The organism is Pontimonas salivibrio (assembly GCF_002950575.1).
In the GTDB taxonomy this organism is placed as follows: Bacteria; Actinomycetota; Actinomycetes; order Actinomycetales; family Microbacteriaceae; genus Pontimonas; species Pontimonas salivibrio.
This window is the reverse complement of record NZ_CP026923.1, coordinates 664,861-685,093: the sequence shown is the minus strand read 5'-3', so window position 1 is coordinate 685,093 and position 20,233 is coordinate 664,861. Positions and strand designations below refer to the sequence as shown.

The following is a 20,233-nucleotide window of genomic DNA, read 5'->3' as shown; positions in this document are numbered from 1 at the left end:
TCGCTTCTAGGCTAGCAACTATGGCAGAGCCCAAGGTGAGTAATGCGCATGGCTGGCATGCCAGGACCAACGATGAGGTTCTGGCCCACTGGTCGACTGACGCCCTGGAGGGTTTGGGGATCAGCGAAGCGGAATCCCGGCGTGCTCAATGGGGCCCGAACACGATGGAAGCCACCACAAAGCAACCCTGGTGGCAGCGTCTGTTGCGCGAGTTTGTCAATCCGCTGACCGGTGTTCTCGCCCTCGCAGTGGCTCTCACCCTCTATCTCGAAGACTACGTCGACGCTGTGGTGATTTCCGCGGTAATCCTGATTAACGCAGTCATTGGTTTTGCCCAGGAGTATCGGGCCGAAAAGGCCATAAGCCAGGTGGCCGGGATGCTCACCCCACACGCCCGAGTGGTTCGAGACGGAAAGCGCACGCGGATACCCGCTTCCGAGCTGGTCCCGGGTGACGTGGTCTGGTTGGAATCAGGCGACGGTGTTCCCGCTGATTGCCGACTGCTCGATGCCCGGTCCCTCGAGTGTGACGAATCGGCTCTCACCGGCGAATCCGTGCCGGTGGCAAAATCCGAGGAGCCCCTCCCCGGCGACACCCCTCTTGCGGAACAGTCGAATATGGTTTTTGCGGGGACCCTTGTCACCCGCGGCACAGCAAGTGCTCTCGTGGTGGGAACAGCGGGAAATACCGCGCTAGGTTCCATTGGTTCGATGATGCGCCGGGTGGCACGCCTTCGTACCCCGTTAACCAGCAGGCTGGATCGTCTCGCCCAACAAATCACCGCTGTGGTGTTGGTCTTGGCGGTGGGAACATTCGCGTGGGGATATTTTGCGACTGACCGCACGATGGACTTTCTCATCATCGCGGTCGTCGGTCTCGCTGTGGGGGCAATCCCGGAGGGTCTTCCCGCAGTGGTCACTTTCGCCCTCGCCTGGAGTGCGAGAAAACTAGCCGGGATGGGAGCTCTAGTGAGGCGGCTTCCCGCGGTGGAAGCTCTGGGTTCAGTAGATGTGGTCTTCACGGACAAGACCGGAACGTTGACCGCAAACGAGATGACGGTGGTTGACGTTCAGACGCCCGCAGGGCGTCACACCGTGACCGGTGTGGGATACGACGCCGACGGTGACATCGCCGAGACACACCCCGATAATTCCGAAGCGCTAGATGATCTACTCCGGGCCGTGGTGTTGTGTAATGACTCAACGCGGGAAATTCATGACAACAAGGTAAAAACTGCGGGTGACCCCACTGAGCTTGCGCTGTTGACACTTGCTGCCAAAGCGGGAGTGAACCAGGAGAACCTTTTTGAGAAATGGCCGCGCACAGAGGCCATACCTTTTGATTCCGACCGGCAATACATGGTCACCCTGCATCGCGGTGTGGACGGCGAGTTGTTGGTCGTCAAGGGCAGCCCGGAGCGAATCCTTGAACTGTGTCAGCACACCCTGAGCGAACAGCAATTGGCCAAATGGCACGCCGACAGCCAGACGATGGCGCGCTCTGGCTCCCGCGTCTTGGCTGCGGCTCATGCCCGGGTCGCTCCGGGCACGGGGCTGAACAGTTGGGAGAGCCAACCACTGGAGTTTCTCGGCCTGTTGGGCCTTCTTGACCCACCACGCCCCGATGCCATCCGGGCCCTCGAGCAGTGCCGGGAGGCGGGTGTCCACGTGGTCATGGTGACTGGTGACCACCCGGAAACAGCGCGTGCTGTGGCAGGGCAGTTAGGCATGGGCGATCACGGCGTACTCACCGGTCAGGAGCTTGACGACCTGACCGATAAAGAGCTCACCGCTCTGCTTGAACACATCACAGTGATTGCTCGAGTCACTCCCGCTCACAAACTGCGGCTTGTGCAGTTAAGCCAACACGCGGGACATTTCGTGGCGATGACCGGCGATGGGGTCAATGATGCTCCCGCCCTGCGCCAAGCCCACATCGGGGTCGCGATGGGCCAAAAGGGCACCGATGTCGCCCGCGAAGCAGCCGACATTGTGTTGACCGACGATCGATTCGCCACCATCTCGAAGGCGATTCGGGAGGGTCGCCGGGTTTATGACAACGTGAAAAAGACGTTGCTGTTTTTGTTGGCAACAAATGTCGATGAGGCTGCACTCATTATGTTGGCCATCATTTTTGGGGTCGCCCTTCCCGTCACACCGACACAGATTTTGTGGATCAACCTGGTCACCTCGGTGTCGTTGTCTTTCGCCTTAGTGTTTGAACGAGCCGAAAAGAGCGTGATGCATCGTGGGCCAAACCCTAAATCTCTTTCGCTGATCACTCCTCGAATGATTTCCCGCATCCTGTTGGTGGCCCTGCTCTCCGTGGTGGCAGCGTTTGTGGTCTTTCAAGAACAGTTAGCTGTCGGTGTTTCGGTGCAGGAGGCGCAAACGGCTGCGGTCACCATGTTGGTGGTGGTGGAAATGGCGATCCTGATCAACCATCGGCGTTTTACTGATTCCGCACTCGGCCGAGAGGGCATCGCCGGAAACCGCGTTGCCCTGGTGGTAATTGGACTGTTGGTCCTCTTACAGTTGGCCTTTGTCTACCTTCCAGCGCTCAATCTCGTGTTCGATAGCCGGCCACTTCCGGTCGACACCTGGCTGATCATTATCGCCGTGACACTCACCGTGTTCTTCATCATCGAAGGCGAAAAATGGTGGCGTCGATCCCGCGGTCACCACTCGTTGTAGTCCGCTGTTGGGCCAGAGTGGCCCTTCTCACAACCCGTTAGCCTGGACACCACACACAACTGGGGGGTCGAGATGGATATTGCCGACAAAGTCTTTGTGGTCACCGGTGCAGGAAACGGGATCGGTCGAGAGGTGACATTAGAAATTCTTCGCCGCGGGGGTGTCGTCGCCGGGCTGGATGTGGACTCGGAGGGCTTAGCGGACACCGCGGCTCTCGCCGAAGGGTTTGATGAGAAGTTTCTTCCCCTCACCGTAGACATCACTAAACGTCGCTTAGTGGAAGCCCTCCCAAAGAAAATCGAGAAGGCGTTGGGGCCAGTCGATGGCGTCGTTAATGTGGCGGGCATCATCCAGCCTTTTGTGAGGGTCAATGATCTGGATTTCGACGCCATTGAACGGGTAATGGCCGTCAATTTCATCGGACCACTCACCCTGATTAAGACTTTCCTGCCAGGTTTGCTTACCCGTCCGGAGGCACACATCACCAACGTGTCCTCAATGGGTTCCTACGCCCCAGTTCCGGGGCAAACCATTTATGGTGCATCCAAGGCGGCCATCAATCTGCTCTCTGAGGGGCTTCGCAGTGAACTGCGAGAAAGCGCCGTTCACGTCACTGTGGTGTACCCGGGAGCCATCGGGACCAACATTGCCGCCAATTCAGGACTGGACATGTCCGGTGTGGACACCGAGTCGAGTGAGCGCAAAACGGTGGAGCCCGCTGAAGCGGGCAAGGCGATTGTGGAGGCCATCGAAGCCAACAAGAAACGCACACTCATCGGTTCAGACGCCAGCACCATGTGGTGGGCTAACCGCGTGAGCCCTGATCTGGCCAGCAACCTGATTTATCAGGGCATGAAAGACCTCTTGCCGCCCAGCCCCGTGAAGGATTAGCAACGGCTTCGCCCACTGGAGCGGTGGGTCGATTCGCGCTAGCAAGTCGCACACGGAGAGGTTCCCAGCCCGCGGGACATTGATCCGAACAAGCCAACACAGTCGCGAACAATGAGGGATATAGCTGATTCGGTCGGTGTTGACAGGTCTCGCAGGACCTTTAAGTGTCCCCAAAACCAACGCCGACAGAACGATAGCCCGGGAGTCCGGGAGCCAAAAGAATTGCACCTTCGCGGGAGGCTGGTCTCGAGCGCGCCCTCGGCAGGAATCGAACCTGCGGCCAAAAGATTAGAAGTCTTCTGCTCTATCCGCTGAGCTACGAGGGCTCGGGGCAAAAACCCCGCAAATACAAGTGTATCGGGGCACTGCCGCTCCACACAGGACTGACGTCCATGGAGCGATTTTTCACGCGGTTTTGCGAACATTCGAACTGCTTAGCGAACCGAGACTGTTGCCGATGGCTCGCACGGTGGGTCGGATCCCAAGAATATGCGAATGTGAATCGATTGATCACCGCTCGGTCTATCGTCCTTCTGTGGCAGCCCCTTCAATTGCATCAAGGATGAGATTCAGGCCGAAATCAAAGGTCTTCCCAAAATCGTACTCAGGAGTCATCACGTAATCCGACGTGAATTTCGTCAGGAACGGAAAATCTCCGGGACTCAGCGGAACAACGACTTGCTCGCTGGCCTCTACCAAAGAGCCCGTCGAATCATCTGTCGCTTCAAGCGGAAGCGATAATTCCTGCAAGACGAAACCAAAAACGAATGCATCCAATGTCGCCAGCCCGTGGGCGATGTATTTCGTGTCAAGGCCCGATGAAAACCAGATGGACAACAAAATCTCGTGATGGAGCAGCACCTGTCGCGAGGGATTCCTCCGAGATTCAATTAGTGGGAGGGCCCACGGGTGAGCTTTCAGGCCCACACGCATCGAGTGCGCCCGAGCAACGAGAGCTTCCTTCCAATTGAGCCCGTCGGGTGGCACCTCGATCTCCGCATAGACGAGGTCGACTAACCCATCCAAAATCGCTTCCTTGTTCGCAAAGTAGTGGTAGAGGGACATGGGCTTGCTTCCGATATGCGAAGCAAGGGCACGAATTGTCAACTTGTCGATGCCGTGCTGATCGGCAAAGGCCAGGGCCTCGACCAGCACTCTGTCTTTTGTCAACCTCGCCATCACTCCGCCCTTCCACTACCGACTTTGAGCACCATTGACACTTCGTACAACGTACTGTAACGTGCTGTTTTGTTCATTATCCGTACAACGTACGATATTTCAGACCAAAGGAAGTGTGCGCCCATGACCATTCAATTGGACCAATCTCAAAGGAAAGTCGCGGCGTTCACCGGTGCCGCGTATGGACTGATGTTTGCCCTCGCTATCGGAGGCGGCGTCGCCCTAGCAAGCGTTTTACCACTCGCTACCAATCCCTCAGGCATCGTGTCAGTGCTCTCCTCAAATGAGCAGTGGGTTCGAATCGGAATGTTTGCCTTTGCCGTGATATTTCTGCTTGATATTTCGGTCAGCTGGGGGCTGTATGTCGTGTTTAGTGTGGTCGACAAAATGCGAGCGCTTCATGCAGCAGCCTTCAGGCTGATCTACTCGGCCGTCCTCGCAGTGGCCGTGGGGAGCCTCTTCGTTGGGGTGCAACTCGCGGAATCGGGAGAGTTCCCTCCAGCTCTAGTCGCGGCTTTTGTTGTGGGATTTCAGTCGATTTGGGCAGTTGGATTGACCGCTTTTGGGCTTCATTTAGTGATATTGGGCTGGCTCATCATCACCTCTGGGTTCGCTCACAAAATACTGGGCTGGGCACTTGGCGCAGCAGGCACTGCCTATGTCGCTGACGGTCTGCTGCAACTTCTGTTGACCGAATACCAATCGGTTGCCGGGTTTATGGCCGTTCTCGTTGGGGTTCTCTCGATTGCCTCTGAGCTCTGGTTGACCGTCTGGCTGGTCGCTAAGGGAGCGTCCCGTCGGTCGAATGCGCTTTAGGCAGTTTCTGTGCGTCTCGCGGACGATTGGTCGAGAATGCTCCGTCGCACACCCATCGCACGACCCACCATCTCTCCCCCACTACCCTGTAGGTAGTGCGATGTAGGGCCGGGGCCGTTAGTCGGAAAGGCTCTTGCTCCTTGCAAGCGCGGTCTAGCGGAGGCTGCGCTTCTTGATTGCCCTCACTACGCGCATGACAATGCCAACAAGAATCACTCCGTAGACCAGTAGAGAAAATACCCACTTGATAGTTGAGAACGTTGAGGCAAGTGCAGCGGTCGTTGAAGATATCGTGCCGCCTGCGAGGTATTCATTTGACAGCGTGGCTAGGGCAAAGTTTTCCAACCAATCAAAGACAACTTGACCGAATGGAAGCAGATTCAAAATAGACGCCCTTTTCGAATACGGCTTAAACAAAACCGACACCCAGATCACGTACATAACTCCGTAGATCAGAGCAAAGAGTGAGTCCCAGACCTGATTGAAGTTGATATACGCAAGAATCATCTTTTCCGAACGCTCTGCAAGGAACGCAAGAATCTCTGTCTGACCGAAACCCAACGTAGTTCCCAGTGACCGAACACTGCTGTTGGCCACTTCGAAAGCGGCCCCCTTGCCCATCAGAACAAAAACGAGGTAGCCGGCGAGAACTGCGGTGGCCAGCAATGCGGCGAGAAGGTTTGATCGCGCGTAGAAAAACCGTGAGGGGCTGATTAGGAGTCCAGGTTTTGGATTTTTGCTCTGAGTGGTTTTGCTAGACATCGCTGAGGACCTAACTCTCTCTTGCTCGTGCGGAAGGATACTAATGGCTTTAGCGGTCGATCCAATAGGGCCACCACAGAGCACCGGAAAAACAATCGCACACAAATCGCACGACCCTTCACTTCTCCCCCGCTACCCTTGTCGGCAGTGCGATGTGGGCGCGGGGTAAGTAGTCGGAAAGTCTTCTGCTCTATCCGCTGAGCTACGAGGGCTCGGGGCAAAAACCCCGGCCATACAAGTGTACAGCGGGCTTCACCGCTGCCCACAGGTGATCTCGCATCAGATGACGGAATCCCCGGTTTCATGCGGTTTAGGGCAGTCTCCTGACCCAACCGCTGTTGTCCCATCGCACACAGATTGCACGAAAAAGCTGGAAAGTATCAAGAACGATGCTTGTGAGAATTGGCGTTACGAAGCCGAAGATTTTCGACCACCGTGAAGCAGTCTGTTCAACAGGTGGCGAAACCCGATGGAGTCACAGTTCGTGAGAACTTACTGTTCCTGCGAACGACGTCTCCGAGCCAGCAGCAGTAGAAGGAACAGAAGTACGAGCAGGAACGCTCCAACAATCCACCACAACAGTCCACTCGCGCTCTCAGCTGTCACCTCAACAGGCTGCTCCACAAGAAAACCCAAGTTCGCGGCCTTGATGTAACCATCAGAGCCCACACCTTGAACCTGCAGGGTGTGCTCACCCGGAGCAATCAAACGCGCATCCACGAGGAATTCTGCTGAGAACTCCCCAGCGTCATTCACACTCACTGTGGCCACAAGCGTGGGCTCGGAGAACAACCACACCGTGGCCAGAGTTCCGGGAAGGAACCCGTTACCTGACGTTGTCCCCACGGATGAGGGGTTCAGTCTGACGAGAACGTTTCCATCTGAAGTCTCCACTACCCCGTCGTCACGGTCCGCATTGACACTGATAACCCAGCCAGAACCCTCAACAACCACGTTGCCAGCCTCTGGCACACCCGTCACCGACACGGTTTCCGGGATACCCCCAGAAGTCGCGAGTGACTGCCCCGCGGTGAGGGCGGGAAGAGCTCCAGCTTGGCGATTGGGCTCGGGAGCGGGAACACCTTGGCCGATGTTTACCGTCATATCCACCACGGTTTGGTTGCCCAGTTCGTCATAACCCACGACCTGCAACACTTGACGGCCAATCGGAACAGGAAGCTCCAACGCACCCGCTTGAAAACTCAAATCAGACGCAAACGTTCCATCCGAGCGCACCGGTATACGGGCGAGCTCACGAGAGTCATTACCGTTGCCCGGCAAGAACAGCTGCACAAACGAGCCCGGGTAGGAGCCCTTGCCAGACACCGCCGCAGACTGCCCGCGGGGCACAAACAACTCGGGAGATTGTGATGGTGTGTCCGTCTGCACTTCCGCCCCATCAGCGTCAGCCAAGCTGACACCGAACTGGAAAGCACCCGCCGTCACCGACAACCCGTCGGAACCCACTGGGGTCTTCACAAGGTTCGCTGGAACCCCGCCAACAGTTGCGCGGGAGGGAGCATCCGGGTCAAACCTCAACCCAAGGCGCTCGACGGGACGAGGAACAGGATTCGTATTGGGACCAACCAGTGTGAGTCGCGTCTGACGGGGAGTGGCAACCGGTGTAGTCGGTGGGACTACCGGGTTACGAGCCGAGGAATCCCCTGATGAGCCTCCTGAGTTTGCCGAGGGGGTAACTGTGACGGGAACCACATAGCGAACTATGACGACTCCAGAGCCCCCAGCTCCTCCAATTCCGCGGTAAGTGCTGGTGCCGCCACCTCCACCTCCGGTCGCAGGTGATCCTGTGTGTAGGAGCGGATTCATGCCGGTACCTCCACCGCCTAAACCGCCAGCCATGTTCAGATTGCCGCCGCACCGCCCATTTTGGGTCCCGGTGTACCCGCAACCACCACCACCACCACCGGCAAAGTAGACAACCCCACCGGAAACCTGACCTACTGAATGAGCAGACGCAATCGCGCTCGGCAAAATAGAGGAGGACCTGCCGGTCCCACCCACTGAGGTGGCATCGCCCCCCGAAGAGGAAGCGTTTGCTGGCGTCCCTCCAGCTCCTCCTCCACCACCACCAACAACCGCGGTGGCAAGTGAATTCGTGATGCCGAACCCTTTCGAGCCAGCGAAACCAAAGCTGTCGGCGTCAGAGTCATCAATCGAAGCACCGGGCTCAAAAGATCCATGGTTACTCCCTCCGGTCGAACCTCCATCAAGGTTGTCCAGACCGTTCCTCCAATCCTTGCCGCCCGGACCTCCGCCCGCGGCTTCTAAGCCGCCAAACAGAGACGAAGTTCCGGATGTACTCGCGTCTGGAACGCTCACTCCACCGGCACCTGCACGAACCGCCAAAGTTCCGGACACTTCGAGAGCGCTCCTCTGGACGAATTCTCCCGCTCCACCTCCTGCAAGTCCCGAACTACCACCGCCACCACCGATAACGAGAACATCAACTGCAGTCACCCCGGAGGGCACCGTCCAGTCGCAAGAGGAGGAATTCTTGAACACAAGAGCCTGGTAGTCGACCCCTCCGGAGGAGAACGTCGGTTCAGAAGAAGCGCAACCTCGATACAGGGCATAGGACTCCCCCGCTGACAAGGTCGGGCTCAGTGTCGAATTCTCGTCAACTCCGTAATAAACATTTGAGGAGCCACCGGCGAGAGTGGTAAGCCCCGTGCTATTCGATTCAATTCCGCTGAACAGGCGGACTATTCCATTTGCTCCGGTGGAAAGAGTTGGGGAACCGGAGACCACAATGTTGCCCCCGGTGCTTGTCCCCGCGGCTGTGGAGTCTCCGGCGTTGAGTGTGATTGCCGAAGAGGAAGTGCTGTCCGTGGCAATGTTTTTTGCCAAAGTGATGTCGCCGGCACCAGTCTCAACCAACACGTCGCCCGTGGCGGTAATCCCTTCCAGCAGCCCCACCGTGCCAATTGTTAGGCCACCAGATGCGTCGTAGACGCTGACGCTTCCCAATTTGGACCCGCTTGCACCACCAGCGATGGTGCCGAGGTTGTTGCTCGTGTTGGTGAGTGTGAAGCTTCCTGAACCGTTCAACGCGAGGTTGGTGGCTGTGATTGGTTGACTTTGTGTGGTCGCCCCGGACGAGAATAGGTTCACCGTAGTCGCGGTCGTGGCAGCTGAGATGGCTACGTTCCCAGCGTGAATCGTCAGGGGACCGTTCACACTCAGCGAATTATTGACGGTGAGATTAGCGGTGTTTCCAGAAGCCCCAAACGTCACACTTGATGCGTTACTCGCATTCACATCGCCAAGTGATGGGTTGTTGTCGAAGGATGAGTCCGTGTAGGGGACAACTGAAAACGTGCCGGTCGACACGGTAAGAGTTGCGATATTGAGGTACTTGTCTGCTTTGACCGTGATTGACCCACTCGTCGTAATCGAATTAGATCCTCCAGCGATATAAAAGCCGGAGGAATTCGAGTTAGACCCCGGAGTCTCGTCCTGAATCAGCACGTTTCCCGAAGTGGAGGTGATGCTAAATGTGGCCAACACAACCCCATAGCGGGCGCTCCCCGAAGCGTTGTCACTTTTTCCGATAATTGAGACATCACCCGAGTCTGTTGTGATGTCCGCCCCTCCGGTTGGTCCCCATGGGTTGGCTCCGGTGGCGGATTGTGACGCGTCACCATAAATCAACACCGAGCCGCTACCGGTAGTAGTGATAGTCGTCCGGTTGTTTGGAGCCTGACTCTGGCTTTCCATCAACACTGCTCGAACAGAGTTGCTCGAGACTCCAGTGCTGCCGCGAATCGAAATATCGCCTCCGCCGGCGTCTAGACTGCAACCCCAAATACCAACGCCAAAAATAGGTTTAGTGGAGACGGGGATTGAGGTGCCTCCCGAGGCAAAGTCGGTCAGTGGATTGCTCCTACCACCGAGAACAATGTCGCCCCCGTTTGAATCTACGACGCATTGCGAAGAGGAGGCGGAAGTTCCCAGAAGAATGTACCCGTCCGAATTACTGTCGCTGTCTGCCCAGAAAATCACGTCTCCGCCGTCATTGATGATTCGCACTCCCTCGTCGACAGTGATGTTGGCGGAGGCTTTGAGGGTGAGGGAATTTGCGTTTGGACCGTCGATGTCAGATTGAACAATGATGGACGTTGCCCACAAGGTGACGTCGCCTGAACCGAGGGCTGTCTCGATGTCAGCCGGAGTGACGGTGATGTTGGACTGTATGTCGTACACGCCACCCGATGGGGTGGGCAGCGAACCCCCTCCACCATCGTCGATGGTGAGAGTTCCGGCAGGGGCAGCGAATGCGGGTTGAGATGTGACCGTCAGAAGCGAAAGAAGCAGACTGAGAAATGCGACGACAGTGACGTTCTTCCTGAGAGCGGGCGAGAAAGTCACAAAAGAAGAGTACGGAGAGTAGGTTCCCAAAACACAGCGAGAAGGCCTATTTGGGCCAAAGTGTCCATCTAGGGTGACACTTTTGAGGGTCATTTCGGTGCAGTCATAGCTTCGTGAATCGCACGCGAATCGCACGACCCGACACTTCGCCCCCACTACCCTTTAGGCAGTGCGATGTAGGGGCGGGGTCTGTAGTCGGAAAGTCTTCTGCTCTATCCGCTGAGCTACGAGGGCTCGGGGCAAAACCCCGGAAACCCAAGTGTGCAGCGGGGTCAGCGCTCACCAACAGGCACTCACACATGGTGTGACTGAATGCCCGGTTTTAGGCGGTTGTGCGCAGTTTTGCGCGACGAGTGTTGTTTTCTCATCGCACACAGATCGCACGGCTTCCCTCGGACGCATTTGCTCAGAGCGCCGCTGCCGTATCTAACACTGTTTGCTCGATCGGGCGTGGCTTCCAGTGAAGGTCTTTGGTCGTATTCGAGGTGTCGGCATAGACAGATTTCCCGAGAAACGCCTTCATTGAGCTAAGCTCACGGTTCACCGGCGCGAGGGCCCTGATCAGCCCCTGAGGAATTTCTCGGCTCGGCACCTTGGTGTATCCGGCGGCGCGGAGAATTTTTGCGACTTCCAGATAGCGGATGGGCTCTGGATGAGAAGCAGCAAAACGTTGACCATTCGCAGAGGGGTTCTCCAGAGCAGCAACGTGCGCCAGCGCAACATCTCGGACGTCAACCATCGGGACCGAAATCGGCGGTATTCCCGGTACCGAACCGGTAATCATGCCCCGGATGGTTGACACCGACGTCCCGGCGGAGTCAGATCCCAGGGGTGGACCCAAAATAGCGCCGGGATGGATAGTACTGACTGACATGTCAGGAGCTTCTGAAGTCACAAAATCCCACAGCGCCTCTTCAGCAGCAACTTTGCTGCGAATGTAGGCGTTAATGCTGGGGTCACCGATTGGGGTGTGGTCTTCTGGCCCGAACGTTCCGGCAAACATATGCCCGGCCATCGTCAGGTACGTGGAGGTCACCACGGAGGTCGTGACACCCGCGTCTAGAGCGAACCGCATCACTCGACGTGTGCCCTCCACCGCGGGCCGAAGATACTCCTGCTCGTCTTTGGGCTCCCGAAGAATGAAGGGAGATGCGACGTGAATCAGCGCATCGACACCGTCGAAAGCTTCAGCCCATCCAGAGTCACTGGTCAGATCGCAGATGGCAACACTCAGCATGCCTGCTGGGTCGGGGAGGGCCTCCCTGACCGATGACTCTTTACTGCGGTTGCGGATAGTCCCCCGGACACGATGACCTCTTTCCAATAGTGCCTGGGCGACGTGGAGGCCGAGATAGCCGGAAATGCCTGTGACCATGACTGTCTGATTACTCACCGAGTTTTTCTTTCCCTTGTAACTTCCACTTTACTTTTGCAAGTGATATGGTCAGAGTATCACAATCACTTGCAACCTGAAAGGCATCATGAAATTCATCACTGTAGCGGGAAGCGCGGGCTTTTTTGGAGTCATGCTCTCAATCGGAACGGGCCTCGTCCCCTTCTTCTATCTCGCAGGGCCCAGCGCCTTTGAGGAGTGGTTTGCCACCTACTTCGTCTTCTTCCTCTCTGGCGTGTTTATTACCAGCGTCCCGGCTTTCATCGGCTCCATCGCACTGATGAGACGAAGTGCCAAGGGATCACACGAGCGTCGCCTGTGGCGCAACACTCTGCTCGGCCTCGTTGTTGTCTATGCGGTGACCATGGCCGTCCACTTACCCTTGAACTTTGCGTTCTGGTCATTTGAACTTTCCGACGCAGCGATCATCGCCAACCTCGGATGGTGGAGCGCCGCCCACGTTCTCAGGATTGGCGGGGCGCTATTCGCCAGCTACAACGCCTTCCGCGCCGTGTCACTCTCGAAGGAGCAACTCGTATGAGCGAGCTGATCGCGCTGACGGGAATCACCGGTTTCGTGGGCATGCGCATTGCCGAGCAAGCCCTGAACAACGGGCATAGGGTGCGGGCGACCGTGCGAAAGCGTGAACATGGGGAAAGAGTTCGAACTCTTATCCAGAAGGAAGCGGCCACCGACGGGCTTGAGTTTGTTCACGCTGATCTGCTGGCTGATGAGGGCTGGGATGAGGCGCTGGCCGGCGCGGACTACGTCATCCACACGGCATCACCCGTGATTCTGGGAGCCGTCACCGATGAGAACGTTCTCTTTGGACCGGCTGTGGACGGCACAAAAAGGGTGCTGGAAGCGGCGAAGAAGGCACAGGTCAAGAAAATCGTGGTCACCTCCACCGCGCTTACCATCGCCGGCCACATCTCGGAAGGGATGGCAACTCCCGCTGATTTCACGCCAGCAGATGATCCCCGGGTCACGCTTTACACGAAGAGCAAAATCGCCGCTGAGGAAGTTGTGCTGAACTTCGCCGCGGAGAACCCGTCAGGGCCCGAGGTAGTGACAATCCACCCCGGAGTGATTATTGGGCCACCGCTCGATTCAGAGGAAGACTCCGAATCGATTGCCTTGTTCCGCGGAATCTGGTCAGGAGCCCAGCCGGCTATACCGGACCTCCCGTTCCCCATGGCTGATGTGCGAGACGTGGCACAAATTCACCTCGCGGCGATGACCTCTTCGAACACCGGCACCTCCCGATACATGGTCTCGTTTACTACCGACCCGCAACAGTTCCCCGACATCGCCCGCGTGCTGCGTCGTCATGGAAACAAGAAAGCGCCTCGGTTCACGATTCCCCTGTTTGTGCTGCGACTACTCGCACGCTTCAACGAGGAGATTCGTACCCTAGTGAAATCAACGGGCGGCTTATCTATGAGGCTGGATACCTCGGCCACGGTCAAAGACTTCGGCTGGGAACCGATTCCGTTTGAACAGTCCGTGCTCGACACCGCCAAGGCCCTTAAGTAGGACCACTCCAGTCGAAACAGCTCCTCGGCCTAGATCTGGGCGAGGAGCTGTTTCGTACGCTCACCCACGAAGGCTGCCCTCGTGTCCGAATTCAACATTGACTCAAACTCCGCGCTAGGCGGAACGTCGGTGTTCTTAACTCCCCACACCACAAGCTCCGCAATAACCGGAAGCAACTCAACGCCAGGCCTCAAGACCCGGTAGTGGTACTTACGTCGGTCGGCCTCATCGGGAACCCGTTCAATAATTCCTCGCTCCACAAGGGTCGCAAGCCGATCGGCGAGGATATTTGTCGCGACGCCTTCTGCGGCGGCGAACTCACCAAACTGAGATTTCCCTCCCAGCAACATGTCCCGGAGAATCAGCATCGTCCACCGGTCCCCGAGAATGTCTAAGGACGCAGCAATAGGACAATCCGAGCGGAGAGTCTTCTTCATGGTCTCCTCAACGTGCGGGTTTGAGCGGCTTCAAAGACCAGTTTACTTGCCCTTCGCAACTCAAAACAATCAGTTGGCGCCACTCGGCCCCTAACACACGTCGCACGCCCATCGCAGGACCCACAACTTCTCCCCCACTACCCCGTAAACAGTGCGATGTGGGGGCGGGGTCAGTAGTCGGAAAGTCTTCTGCTCTATCCGCTGAGCTGCGAGGACTCGGGGCAAAAACCCCGGAAACACGAATTTACAGCGTGGCCTCTGCCCACCGAAGGGCACCCGAGATACCCATACGTTGTGGGACGTGATGCTCGGTTTTGTGCAGTACCGATCAACAAATCTTGTTTCTCGTTGCACACAATTCGCATTGCGTTTTTGTCACCGTCAAGAAAACGGTCCCATTGAGAAGGTGACTTCCCAAACGTAAGGTGTCCTCTCCAGGGAACACCCTCTCTCGAGTTCACCTCTGGCTCGGCGAAAGTGGCACGCTTCTCAGTCCGAAGTCTAAGAGCTTTCAGCTCTTTGGCGTCTGTACCCCCACAGCAAGACAAGACCCATGCCGACAAGCAGGACTGTGCTGTAGAAACCTAAAGCCATTGTTTCATTTGACGGTCCAGTTGCCGCAAGGCGAGCAGCTTTGAATTGCTCCAGGGTCAAACCTGATGCGAGGAAGGCGAGGTACTCGGCTTCGGTTAATCCGAGCGCCGCTGCGGAAGACTCAGAGGACTCGTCATCATCATCATCGTCAGATCCACCGCCGGTAGCGGAACAATCCAACTCTTCCCACACGAGGAAGGGATAACCTGAGTTCGAATTCGAGCAAACCTCCCAGACGCGGCCAAGTGTGGGGTAGCCGGTGACCGATTCTGGATCGTCCCCACCGTGGACGGTCAAATCCCCTGCACCCTCGCGGCGGTATGACTGAGAAACAGAAGTGTCGGAAAAGAGCTGACGGGTTAGATAGTTGGCTTCTGACGTGTAGTCAGAGGGAACAAAGGTTTGGATGTTACCCGACTCAATCGCCCATCGGTAATCCTGCTCAGCAAGCGTCCCTGTAGAGGAGGCAACCAAGAGATCCGCATCCCCAGAGGGAGAACCAGTCGTGCTTCCTTCCTCACTTTGGAACGTCGACACTGTCTTCAGGAGGGTTGCCGAGAGCCCTGGAGCCTCAGGGAGAGCAGGCGTGGCAGCTGTGTAATCGAGTGGTTGAGTTCCAGCATCGACGATCTCCCCGACTGCATTGCTTGCGGAGCTCGACAGCCAGAATGCCGAGACGAGGAGGTCGTCCGCGTCATCCAAATCCTCGGACACACCAAATAGTCCTCCAGTGAACACATGACTCGGGGAGTCCGTATTGCAGTCAGCCGCTGATCCTTCACACAGGTTGGAAAAAGATCCGGCAAAGTAGGACCTCACGATGCGCACTTCGCTTGCAGAAAATGTTCTGTCGCCATCATCGGTGTTAAATGCAGCGAGGTCGGTTTCTCCATCAGATCCGACGAGTCCACCGGCATAGATAGCCGTGTCAGGGTCGGTTCCGGTCAAATCTCCGGAATCGTAAGAAATCGAAGCCAGCGAGTACGAATCCCGAAGCTCCGTCGTCCCCGTGCCGACAACCATTCCCACGAGCCCACCAATTGTCGGACCCTCTACATCCCCGGTCCCGTCGTCGACCCAGTCGATTCGGCCGGAATACTTCGAGTATTGGATTCGAGAGCTAGCATCTGATACTACACTGCTCGACCCGGTGACAGCGGCGAGTCCCCCGATGAGCGCATTGGAATCTTCAACCTCCAGCCATACCGAGGAGCGGACTTCAGAGATCGTGCCACCGACGAGATACTCTACGAGGCTCGCATTCCTTGTACTGTCGCCCTTGATGTGACCGGTCAAGTTCAATCGCTTGATGACACCACCCGACCCCAACTCATCGAAGACTGGTGAGCGACCCTGGAAAGTAGCACTCCCCCCACCGGAGAAGTAAGAAATTGAGTAGTGATCGCCGTCATAGGTACCGGTGAACACTCCGTCAACAATCCAATCTGAATCTCCAACCGAGCTTGTATCGACTCCCGTCAGGCTTGCCGTCTGCAAATAGTGCCCCGCAAGAGAACAAGAATTTTCACCGGCGGTCGAACTCTCAGCACCTACACTCTTGAAATCCGCAGCAGTGCCCACTAGCCACGGATCAGAGGTGATACCCGAACCAGATAGCGAACACGCATCCACATAGACGGTCACGGCGTCTCCCGTGACCGGGGTGATGGTGAACGCGCCCGAATTTGCTACATCAAGCTCATTCGCCGCCGTTGACGTTCCTCCCTCGACGGTTCCGCCACCGGTTATAGTGAGGGCCGCGTTGCCCGAAACATTGGCGAAATCACAGTCATCATCGGTTGACGTACCACTAGCCGTAACATCGATGTCGTCGCCGATAAGAGCGGAAATCACGTAGGGGGCACCTGCGGGGAATTCGTCAGACAGCGAGCTGACCAAAGTCGTGTTCGAAGTACACGTCAACGAGAGGCTTGCCGGATCTGCCGCCGCCCCTGCTTCCTGTTCAAGAGCTGTTATCCCCGTTAAAGCAAGCGCGCTGATAGCCACCAGCGAGAGAATTTTTTTCACTGTACCTTTTCCTGTCGCGAATTTAATTTGACAGTACCCCTATCGCGCGGGCAAACCGAAAACAAAAGGGAGAATTTGCGCACTTAAAGAGAAAGTGTCACTCTAGGTGGACACATTGGTGCCTAATTCGGCGTTTTCTTGCTCCCCGAGTAGCGCGCCAATCTCAAACTCACCGCACGTCGAGACTCTTCTCCCCCACTGCCTTTAAGGCGGAGGGATGTGGCGGCGTAAGCAAGTCGGAACGCAGTCTGCGCTATCCGCTGAGCTACGAGGGCAACACCTTGCCTTCTCAGTGCCCAGGAGGTTAAATCCGACATTTTCCGACAGCAACCCCCCATGTATAGCTCACTTCTGATGCCGTTTTGCGCAACACGTCACGTCTCCGTATCGCACAAGGATCGCACGCGACCACGCGGCCACTGCTCGACAACAGACTGGGCTTAATGCGGTTGTGCACAGCACATGGACGGCCGCCAAGTGCAGCGATAAGGTTTACTTATCATGATGACGAGAAGCCCCGCCACATTGGTCAAGCAGGCCCAAGAGCAGGAGCTGCTCGCGCGCGACGATTTCCGCCGTCAACTCCACGCGGCAAGCAAGCACATGTCACAACGGGCCCTCGCAGCCCGGCTGGGAATTTCCCAGCCGGCGATTGCGCAACGTCTGCAGGGCTACACATCTGACTACGACACGCGGCCTGTCGAGACCATGCAATCCTGCGCCCAGAGCATCTGCGAAAGTTTGGGTTGCCCGTCGGAGCCGCTCAGCACGCGCCTGCGCCTCGTGGGACAGGCAATCAGCGACTTCCGGGCGCTCACCCAACCACACGATCAGAGATTTTTTCTGCGCGAGCCCCAGAGCACAGGCGATACCCGATGGGACGCTCTGCTCGCCGGTGTGGCGGCGAGAGAGGCGCGGCGAGTCGGTATGCCCATCCCCCTGTGGACAACTGACGACTCGCGTTTTCTCGATAGACCATGGTTTCCTACAGAGACCTTGAGTCTTCGCGCAATCGCTTTTGAAGCCTCCCCCTCCGATTTTGCGATTCGACACGTCTACCTTGATCCAGCCGAATTGGAGTCTGTGTGATGCCGGAGGGGTTTACTCGGGAAAAGATTGTGGCAGCCCTCGAAGAACTTGGTCGGCGCCTCGAACTCTCCGGCGAGAGAGCGGAGCTCTACATCGTCGGAGGCGCGGCGATGGCACTCGCCTTTGCGAGGGACCGCGTGACGAGGGATATTGATGCCGTTTTTGTTCCCAAAACTCGTATCTACAACGAAGCAGAGGCGATGGCAGTCGAGGACAGCAGTTTGGGGCCGGATTGGTTGAACGATGCGGTGAAGGGGTTCCTTCCCCAGGTTGACGATTCCAAGGCTCAGGTGATGCTGGAGCGCCCCGGCATCAGGGTCCTCGTTGCCTCACCCCAACGACTGCTCGCCATGAAGATATTTGCTGCCAGGGTTGATCGAGATCGAGATGACATCCTCACCCTCTGCGCGGAAGCCAACATCAGCACCATTGACGAAGCACTGGACATGACGTACGACCTCTACGGTGAGCTACTCACCGCAAAGAGTAGGTTCCTGACCATCGAGCTCCTGCAAGACAGCCTCCCGATGTCTTAAGCATCTGCCTCACAGGCCTTCATGACCTCAGGCCTTCATAACCTCAGGCCTTCATAACCTCAGGCCATCGACTGTCGGGCCCGGGTGAAACCCCGCGATTAGAGGTGCAACCTGGGGTCACTGGTTGCCAACAGCCTCAGATACAGTGGGCAACCACAGCCAGCGCTAAGGAATAGTCGTGGAACATCCAACACCGAACACAAGCCTGCGCCGCAGGCGAGGCTTTGGCGCATGGCTCGCCGTCGTCGGCGTCAGCGTGGTGGCAGCGATTGTGGTTCCGTACACGCTGATTCCATTGATCACCCACCCTCTTGCCACCTACTTCTTTTGGACAGGGTTCTCTCTGGTCATCACGCTCTTTGTCTTCTGGGGTGTGCGCAGCTGGAGGGACGAAGAGTGATCGACTCCTGGCTGATCTGGTTAGCCATTGGAATCTTCACCCTCTTTGGCATCACCCTTTCTGTCGTAGCCACTCGGGCTAACCAGGGAACAGCGACCGACTACTTTCTGGCGGGGCGAGCAACGGGTTCCGTGGTCGCGGGTCTTAGCTACTCGGCAACGACCTACTCCGCTTACATGCTGGTGGTGTTGACCGGCCTCACCTATCGCGGAGGGATTGGGGCACTGGGATTTGAACTGATTTACTTCGCGGGACTCAGTTTGTTGGTGGTGTTTGCGCCTCGGTATTGGCTGGCGTCGAAAAGGTGGGGTTTCGTTTCTCCCGCGGAAATGTTCGGTGCGCGATATGCAGACCGCCGTGTGGCGAAGGTGATGGCCCTCGTCTCCATCGTGTTCCTGTTGCCCTACTGCACTACACAAATGGCGGGCATCGGGCTTCTACTCTCCGGGGTCACCGATAATTCCTTCGACCTGTTCCAAGCCGTGCTCATTGGTGCCGCACTAGCTATCGCGTGGACCCTGTTTGCTGGCCTTCGATCCGTCGCCTGGACGGATGCCGCCCAGGCGGTGATGATGATGGTCTCAGCACTCATTGCCCTGGGATTTGTGATCGCGGGACTGGGTGGGATTCCCGAATTTCTCGAGGCCACTATCGACACCCGCCGCTTATGGCTGGACGTGCCCGGACCGGACCTGTGGAGCTTTGGGACTTTTATCGCACTGTCTTTGCCCTGGTTCTTTTTCACCATCTCCAACCCTCAGGTCGCTCAGAGGCTGTTTATTGTCAAAGACTTTCGCTCGATGCGAAACATGATTTTATGGGTACTGGCATTCGGGCTCATTTTCACTCAGGTATCGATTATTTGGGGATTTGCGGCCCTCCAGGTGGCCCCAGGGCTGGAAAACACCTCCACGGCCACGCCGTCTCTTCTCACCAGCGGAATCATCCCGTTACCAATCGTCCTATTTGTCATTGTCGGTATCTTGGCCGCGGCAATTTCAACCCTCGATTCCATTGCCTTGACCATGGGTTCCCTGATTGCGCGTGATTTCGCACCGCGCAAAGCGTTCAACGACAAAGCCCAAATTCTTGCCGGACGGGTCGTCGTAGTTGTCGTGATTGTTTTTGCGAGCTATTTTGCGCTTCGCTCCACCGACATTGTCGACCAACTCGCTTCACTCTCGGCCGCCGGTTTGATGGTCATGGTGCCCACAGTTGTCGGAGCCTTCTTTTGGAAACGCTCCACCCATTGGGGTGCACTGTCTTCACTCGTGGGCGGGTCTCTGGCGGCCGTCTACCTCGCGCTGGTCCAAGGTGTGAGCGTGTTTAACCCGCTCCTCGTCGGTGTTGTCGCAACGATCAGCACGCTCTTATTCATTGTGGTGAGCTTGGCCACCAGAGCTCACCCGGCCGCCCTAGATTTTGCTGGCGATCTAAAGGATGACCTCGAGCGCCACCGAGCGTGGTGAGCTGGCCTAAGCACGCCACGT

At 56.9% G+C, this 20,233-nt stretch carries 15 protein-coding genes and 1 tRNA gene; 9 read left to right on the top strand and 7 right to left on the bottom strand.

Annotated features, from left to right (window positions below; all coding sequences use genetic code 11):
* Positions 1–20 precede the first annotated feature (20 nt).
* Positions 21–2,693, top strand: coding sequence for a cation-translocating P-type ATPase (locus C3B54_RS03560; protein WP_158665505.1), 2,673 nt, complete (start codon positions 21–23; stop codon positions 2,691–2,693).
* 72 nt (positions 2,694–2,765) lie between these two features.
* Entirely contained in the window at positions 2,766–3,584 is an 819-nt protein-coding gene (locus C3B54_RS03555; protein ID WP_104913274.1) for an SDR family NAD(P)-dependent oxidoreductase, read from the top strand.
* A gap of 253 nt (positions 3,585–3,837) precedes the next feature.
* Here the strand turns inward: C3B54_RS03555 and C3B54_RS03550 are convergent.
* A tRNA-Arg gene (locus C3B54_RS03550) sits at positions 3,838–3,910 on the bottom strand.
* A 196-nt stretch (positions 3,911–4,106) separates the two neighbouring features.
* The gene (locus C3B54_RS03545) at positions 4,107–4,763 is read right to left on the bottom strand and encodes a TetR/AcrR family transcriptional regulator (protein ID WP_104913273.1); all 657 of its coding nucleotides are present in this window, start codon (positions 4,761–4,763) and stop codon (positions 4,107–4,109) included.
* A gap of 123 nt (positions 4,764–4,886) precedes the next feature.
* Here C3B54_RS03545 and C3B54_RS03540 point away from each other — a divergent pair, with 123 nt between their 5' ends.
* On the top strand, positions 4,887–5,579 hold the full coding sequence (locus C3B54_RS03540; RefSeq protein ID WP_104913272.1) for a DUF4386 domain-containing protein: 693 nt from the start codon (positions 4,887–4,889) through the stop codon (positions 5,577–5,579).
* Between the two features lie 153 nt (positions 5,580–5,732).
* On the opposite strand, the gene C3B54_RS03535 is transcribed toward C3B54_RS03540, so the two are convergent.
* From C3B54_RS03535 to C3B54_RS03525, 3 genes are all read right to left on the bottom strand, one after another.
* The gene (locus C3B54_RS03535; protein ID WP_104913271.1) at positions 5,733–6,341 is read right to left on the bottom strand and encodes a hypothetical protein; all 609 of its coding nucleotides are present in this window, start codon (positions 6,339–6,341) and stop codon (positions 5,733–5,735) included.
* 492 nt (positions 6,342–6,833) lie between these two features.
* Complete coding sequence (locus C3B54_RS03530; protein WP_158665504.1) at positions 6,834–10,730, bottom strand: beta strand repeat-containing protein; 3,897 nt, start codon at positions 10,728–10,730, stop codon at positions 6,834–6,836.
* Between the two features lie 406 nt (positions 10,731–11,136).
* Positions 11,137–12,123 carry an NAD-dependent epimerase/dehydratase family protein gene (locus C3B54_RS03525; RefSeq protein ID WP_158665503.1) on the bottom strand — a complete coding sequence of 329 codons (987 nt, stop codon included), beginning with the start codon at positions 12,121–12,123 and terminating at the stop codon, positions 11,137–11,139.
* Positions 12,124–12,211: 88 nt separating this feature from the next.
* On the opposite strand from C3B54_RS03525, the gene C3B54_RS03520 reads away from it, so the two are divergent.
* Together C3B54_RS03520 and C3B54_RS03515 are read left to right on the top strand one after the other, a co-directional pair.
* Positions 12,212–12,664 carry a hypothetical protein gene (locus C3B54_RS03520; RefSeq protein ID WP_104913268.1) on the top strand — a complete coding sequence of 151 codons (453 nt, stop codon included), beginning with the start codon at positions 12,212–12,214 and terminating at the stop codon, positions 12,662–12,664.
* Positions 12,661–13,659 (top strand): NAD-dependent epimerase/dehydratase family protein, encoded by a 999-nt coding sequence (locus C3B54_RS03515; protein WP_158665502.1) that lies wholly within the window; start codon positions 12,661–12,663, stop codon positions 13,657–13,659. Before C3B54_RS03520 ends, C3B54_RS03515 begins: the two co-directional genes overlap by 4 nt.
* A gap of 29 nt (positions 13,660–13,688) precedes the next feature.
* On the opposite strand, the gene C3B54_RS03510 is transcribed toward C3B54_RS03515, so the two are convergent.
* Positions 13,689–14,096 carry a winged helix-turn-helix transcriptional regulator gene (locus tag C3B54_RS03510; protein WP_104913266.1) on the bottom strand — a complete coding sequence of 136 codons (408 nt, stop codon included), beginning with the start codon at positions 14,094–14,096 and terminating at the stop codon, positions 13,689–13,691.
* A 501-nt stretch (positions 14,097–14,597) separates the two neighbouring features.
* Positions 14,598–16,718 carry a hypothetical protein gene (locus C3B54_RS03505; RefSeq protein ID WP_104913265.1) on the bottom strand — a complete coding sequence of 707 codons (2,121 nt, stop codon included), beginning with the start codon at positions 16,716–16,718 and terminating at the stop codon, positions 14,598–14,600.
* A 501-nt stretch (positions 16,719–17,219) separates the two neighbouring features.
* On the opposite strand from C3B54_RS03505, the gene C3B54_RS03500 reads away from it, so the two are divergent.
* From C3B54_RS03500 to C3B54_RS03490, 4 genes are all read left to right on the top strand, one after another.
* Positions 17,220–17,807 (top strand): hypothetical protein, encoded by a 588-nt coding sequence (locus C3B54_RS03500; RefSeq protein ID WP_104913264.1) that lies wholly within the window; start codon positions 17,220–17,222, stop codon positions 17,805–17,807.
* Complete coding sequence (locus C3B54_RS03495; protein ID WP_104913263.1) at positions 17,807–18,343, top strand: DUF6036 family nucleotidyltransferase; 537 nt, start codon at positions 17,807–17,809, stop codon at positions 18,341–18,343. Before C3B54_RS03500 ends, C3B54_RS03495 begins: the two co-directional genes overlap by 1 nt.
* Before the next feature lie 178 nt (positions 18,344–18,521).
* Positions 18,522–18,743 (top strand): hypothetical protein, encoded by a 222-nt coding sequence (locus tag C3B54_RS08750; RefSeq protein WP_158665501.1) that lies wholly within the window; start codon positions 18,522–18,524, stop codon positions 18,741–18,743.
* Positions 18,740–20,212, top strand: coding sequence for a sodium:solute symporter family protein (locus C3B54_RS03490; protein ID WP_158665500.1), 1,473 nt, complete (start codon positions 18,740–18,742; stop codon positions 20,210–20,212). The genes C3B54_RS08750 and C3B54_RS03490 overlap by 4 nt, the downstream gene beginning before the upstream one ends.
* Positions 20,213–20,233: the final 21 nt, after the last annotated feature.

Coding starts and splice junctions, on each gene's coding strand:
- C3B54_RS03545 (WP_104913273.1), bottom strand. CDS start 4,763: ATGGCGAGGTTGACAAAAGACAGAGTGCTGGTCGAGGCCCTGGCCTTT.
- C3B54_RS03495 (WP_104913263.1), top strand. CDS start 17,807: ATGCCGGAGGGGTTTACTCGGGAAAAGATTGTGGCAGCCCTCGAAGAA.
- C3B54_RS03540 (WP_104913272.1), top strand. CDS start 4,887: ATGACCATTCAATTGGACCAATCTCAAAGGAAAGTCGCGGCGTTCACC.
- C3B54_RS03535 (WP_104913271.1), bottom strand. CDS start 6,341: ATGTCTAGCAAAACCACTCAGAGCAAAAATCCAAAACCTGGACTCCTA.
- C3B54_RS03500 (WP_104913264.1), top strand. CDS start 17,220: ATGATGACGAGAAGCCCCGCCACATTGGTCAAGCAGGCCCAAGAGCAG.
- C3B54_RS03520 (WP_104913268.1), top strand. CDS start 12,212: ATGAAATTCATCACTGTAGCGGGAAGCGCGGGCTTTTTTGGAGTCATG.
- C3B54_RS03510 (WP_104913266.1), bottom strand. CDS start 14,096: ATGAAGAAGACTCTCCGCTCGGATTGTCCTATTGCTGCGTCCTTAGAC.
- C3B54_RS03560 (WP_158665505.1), top strand. CDS start 21: ATGGCAGAGCCCAAGGTGAGTAATGCGCATGGCTGGCATGCCAGGACC.
- C3B54_RS03555 (WP_104913274.1), top strand. CDS start 2,766: ATGGATATTGCCGACAAAGTCTTTGTGGTCACCGGTGCAGGAAACGGG.
- C3B54_RS03515 (WP_158665502.1), top strand. CDS start 12,661: ATGAGCGAGCTGATCGCGCTGACGGGAATCACCGGTTTCGTGGGCATG.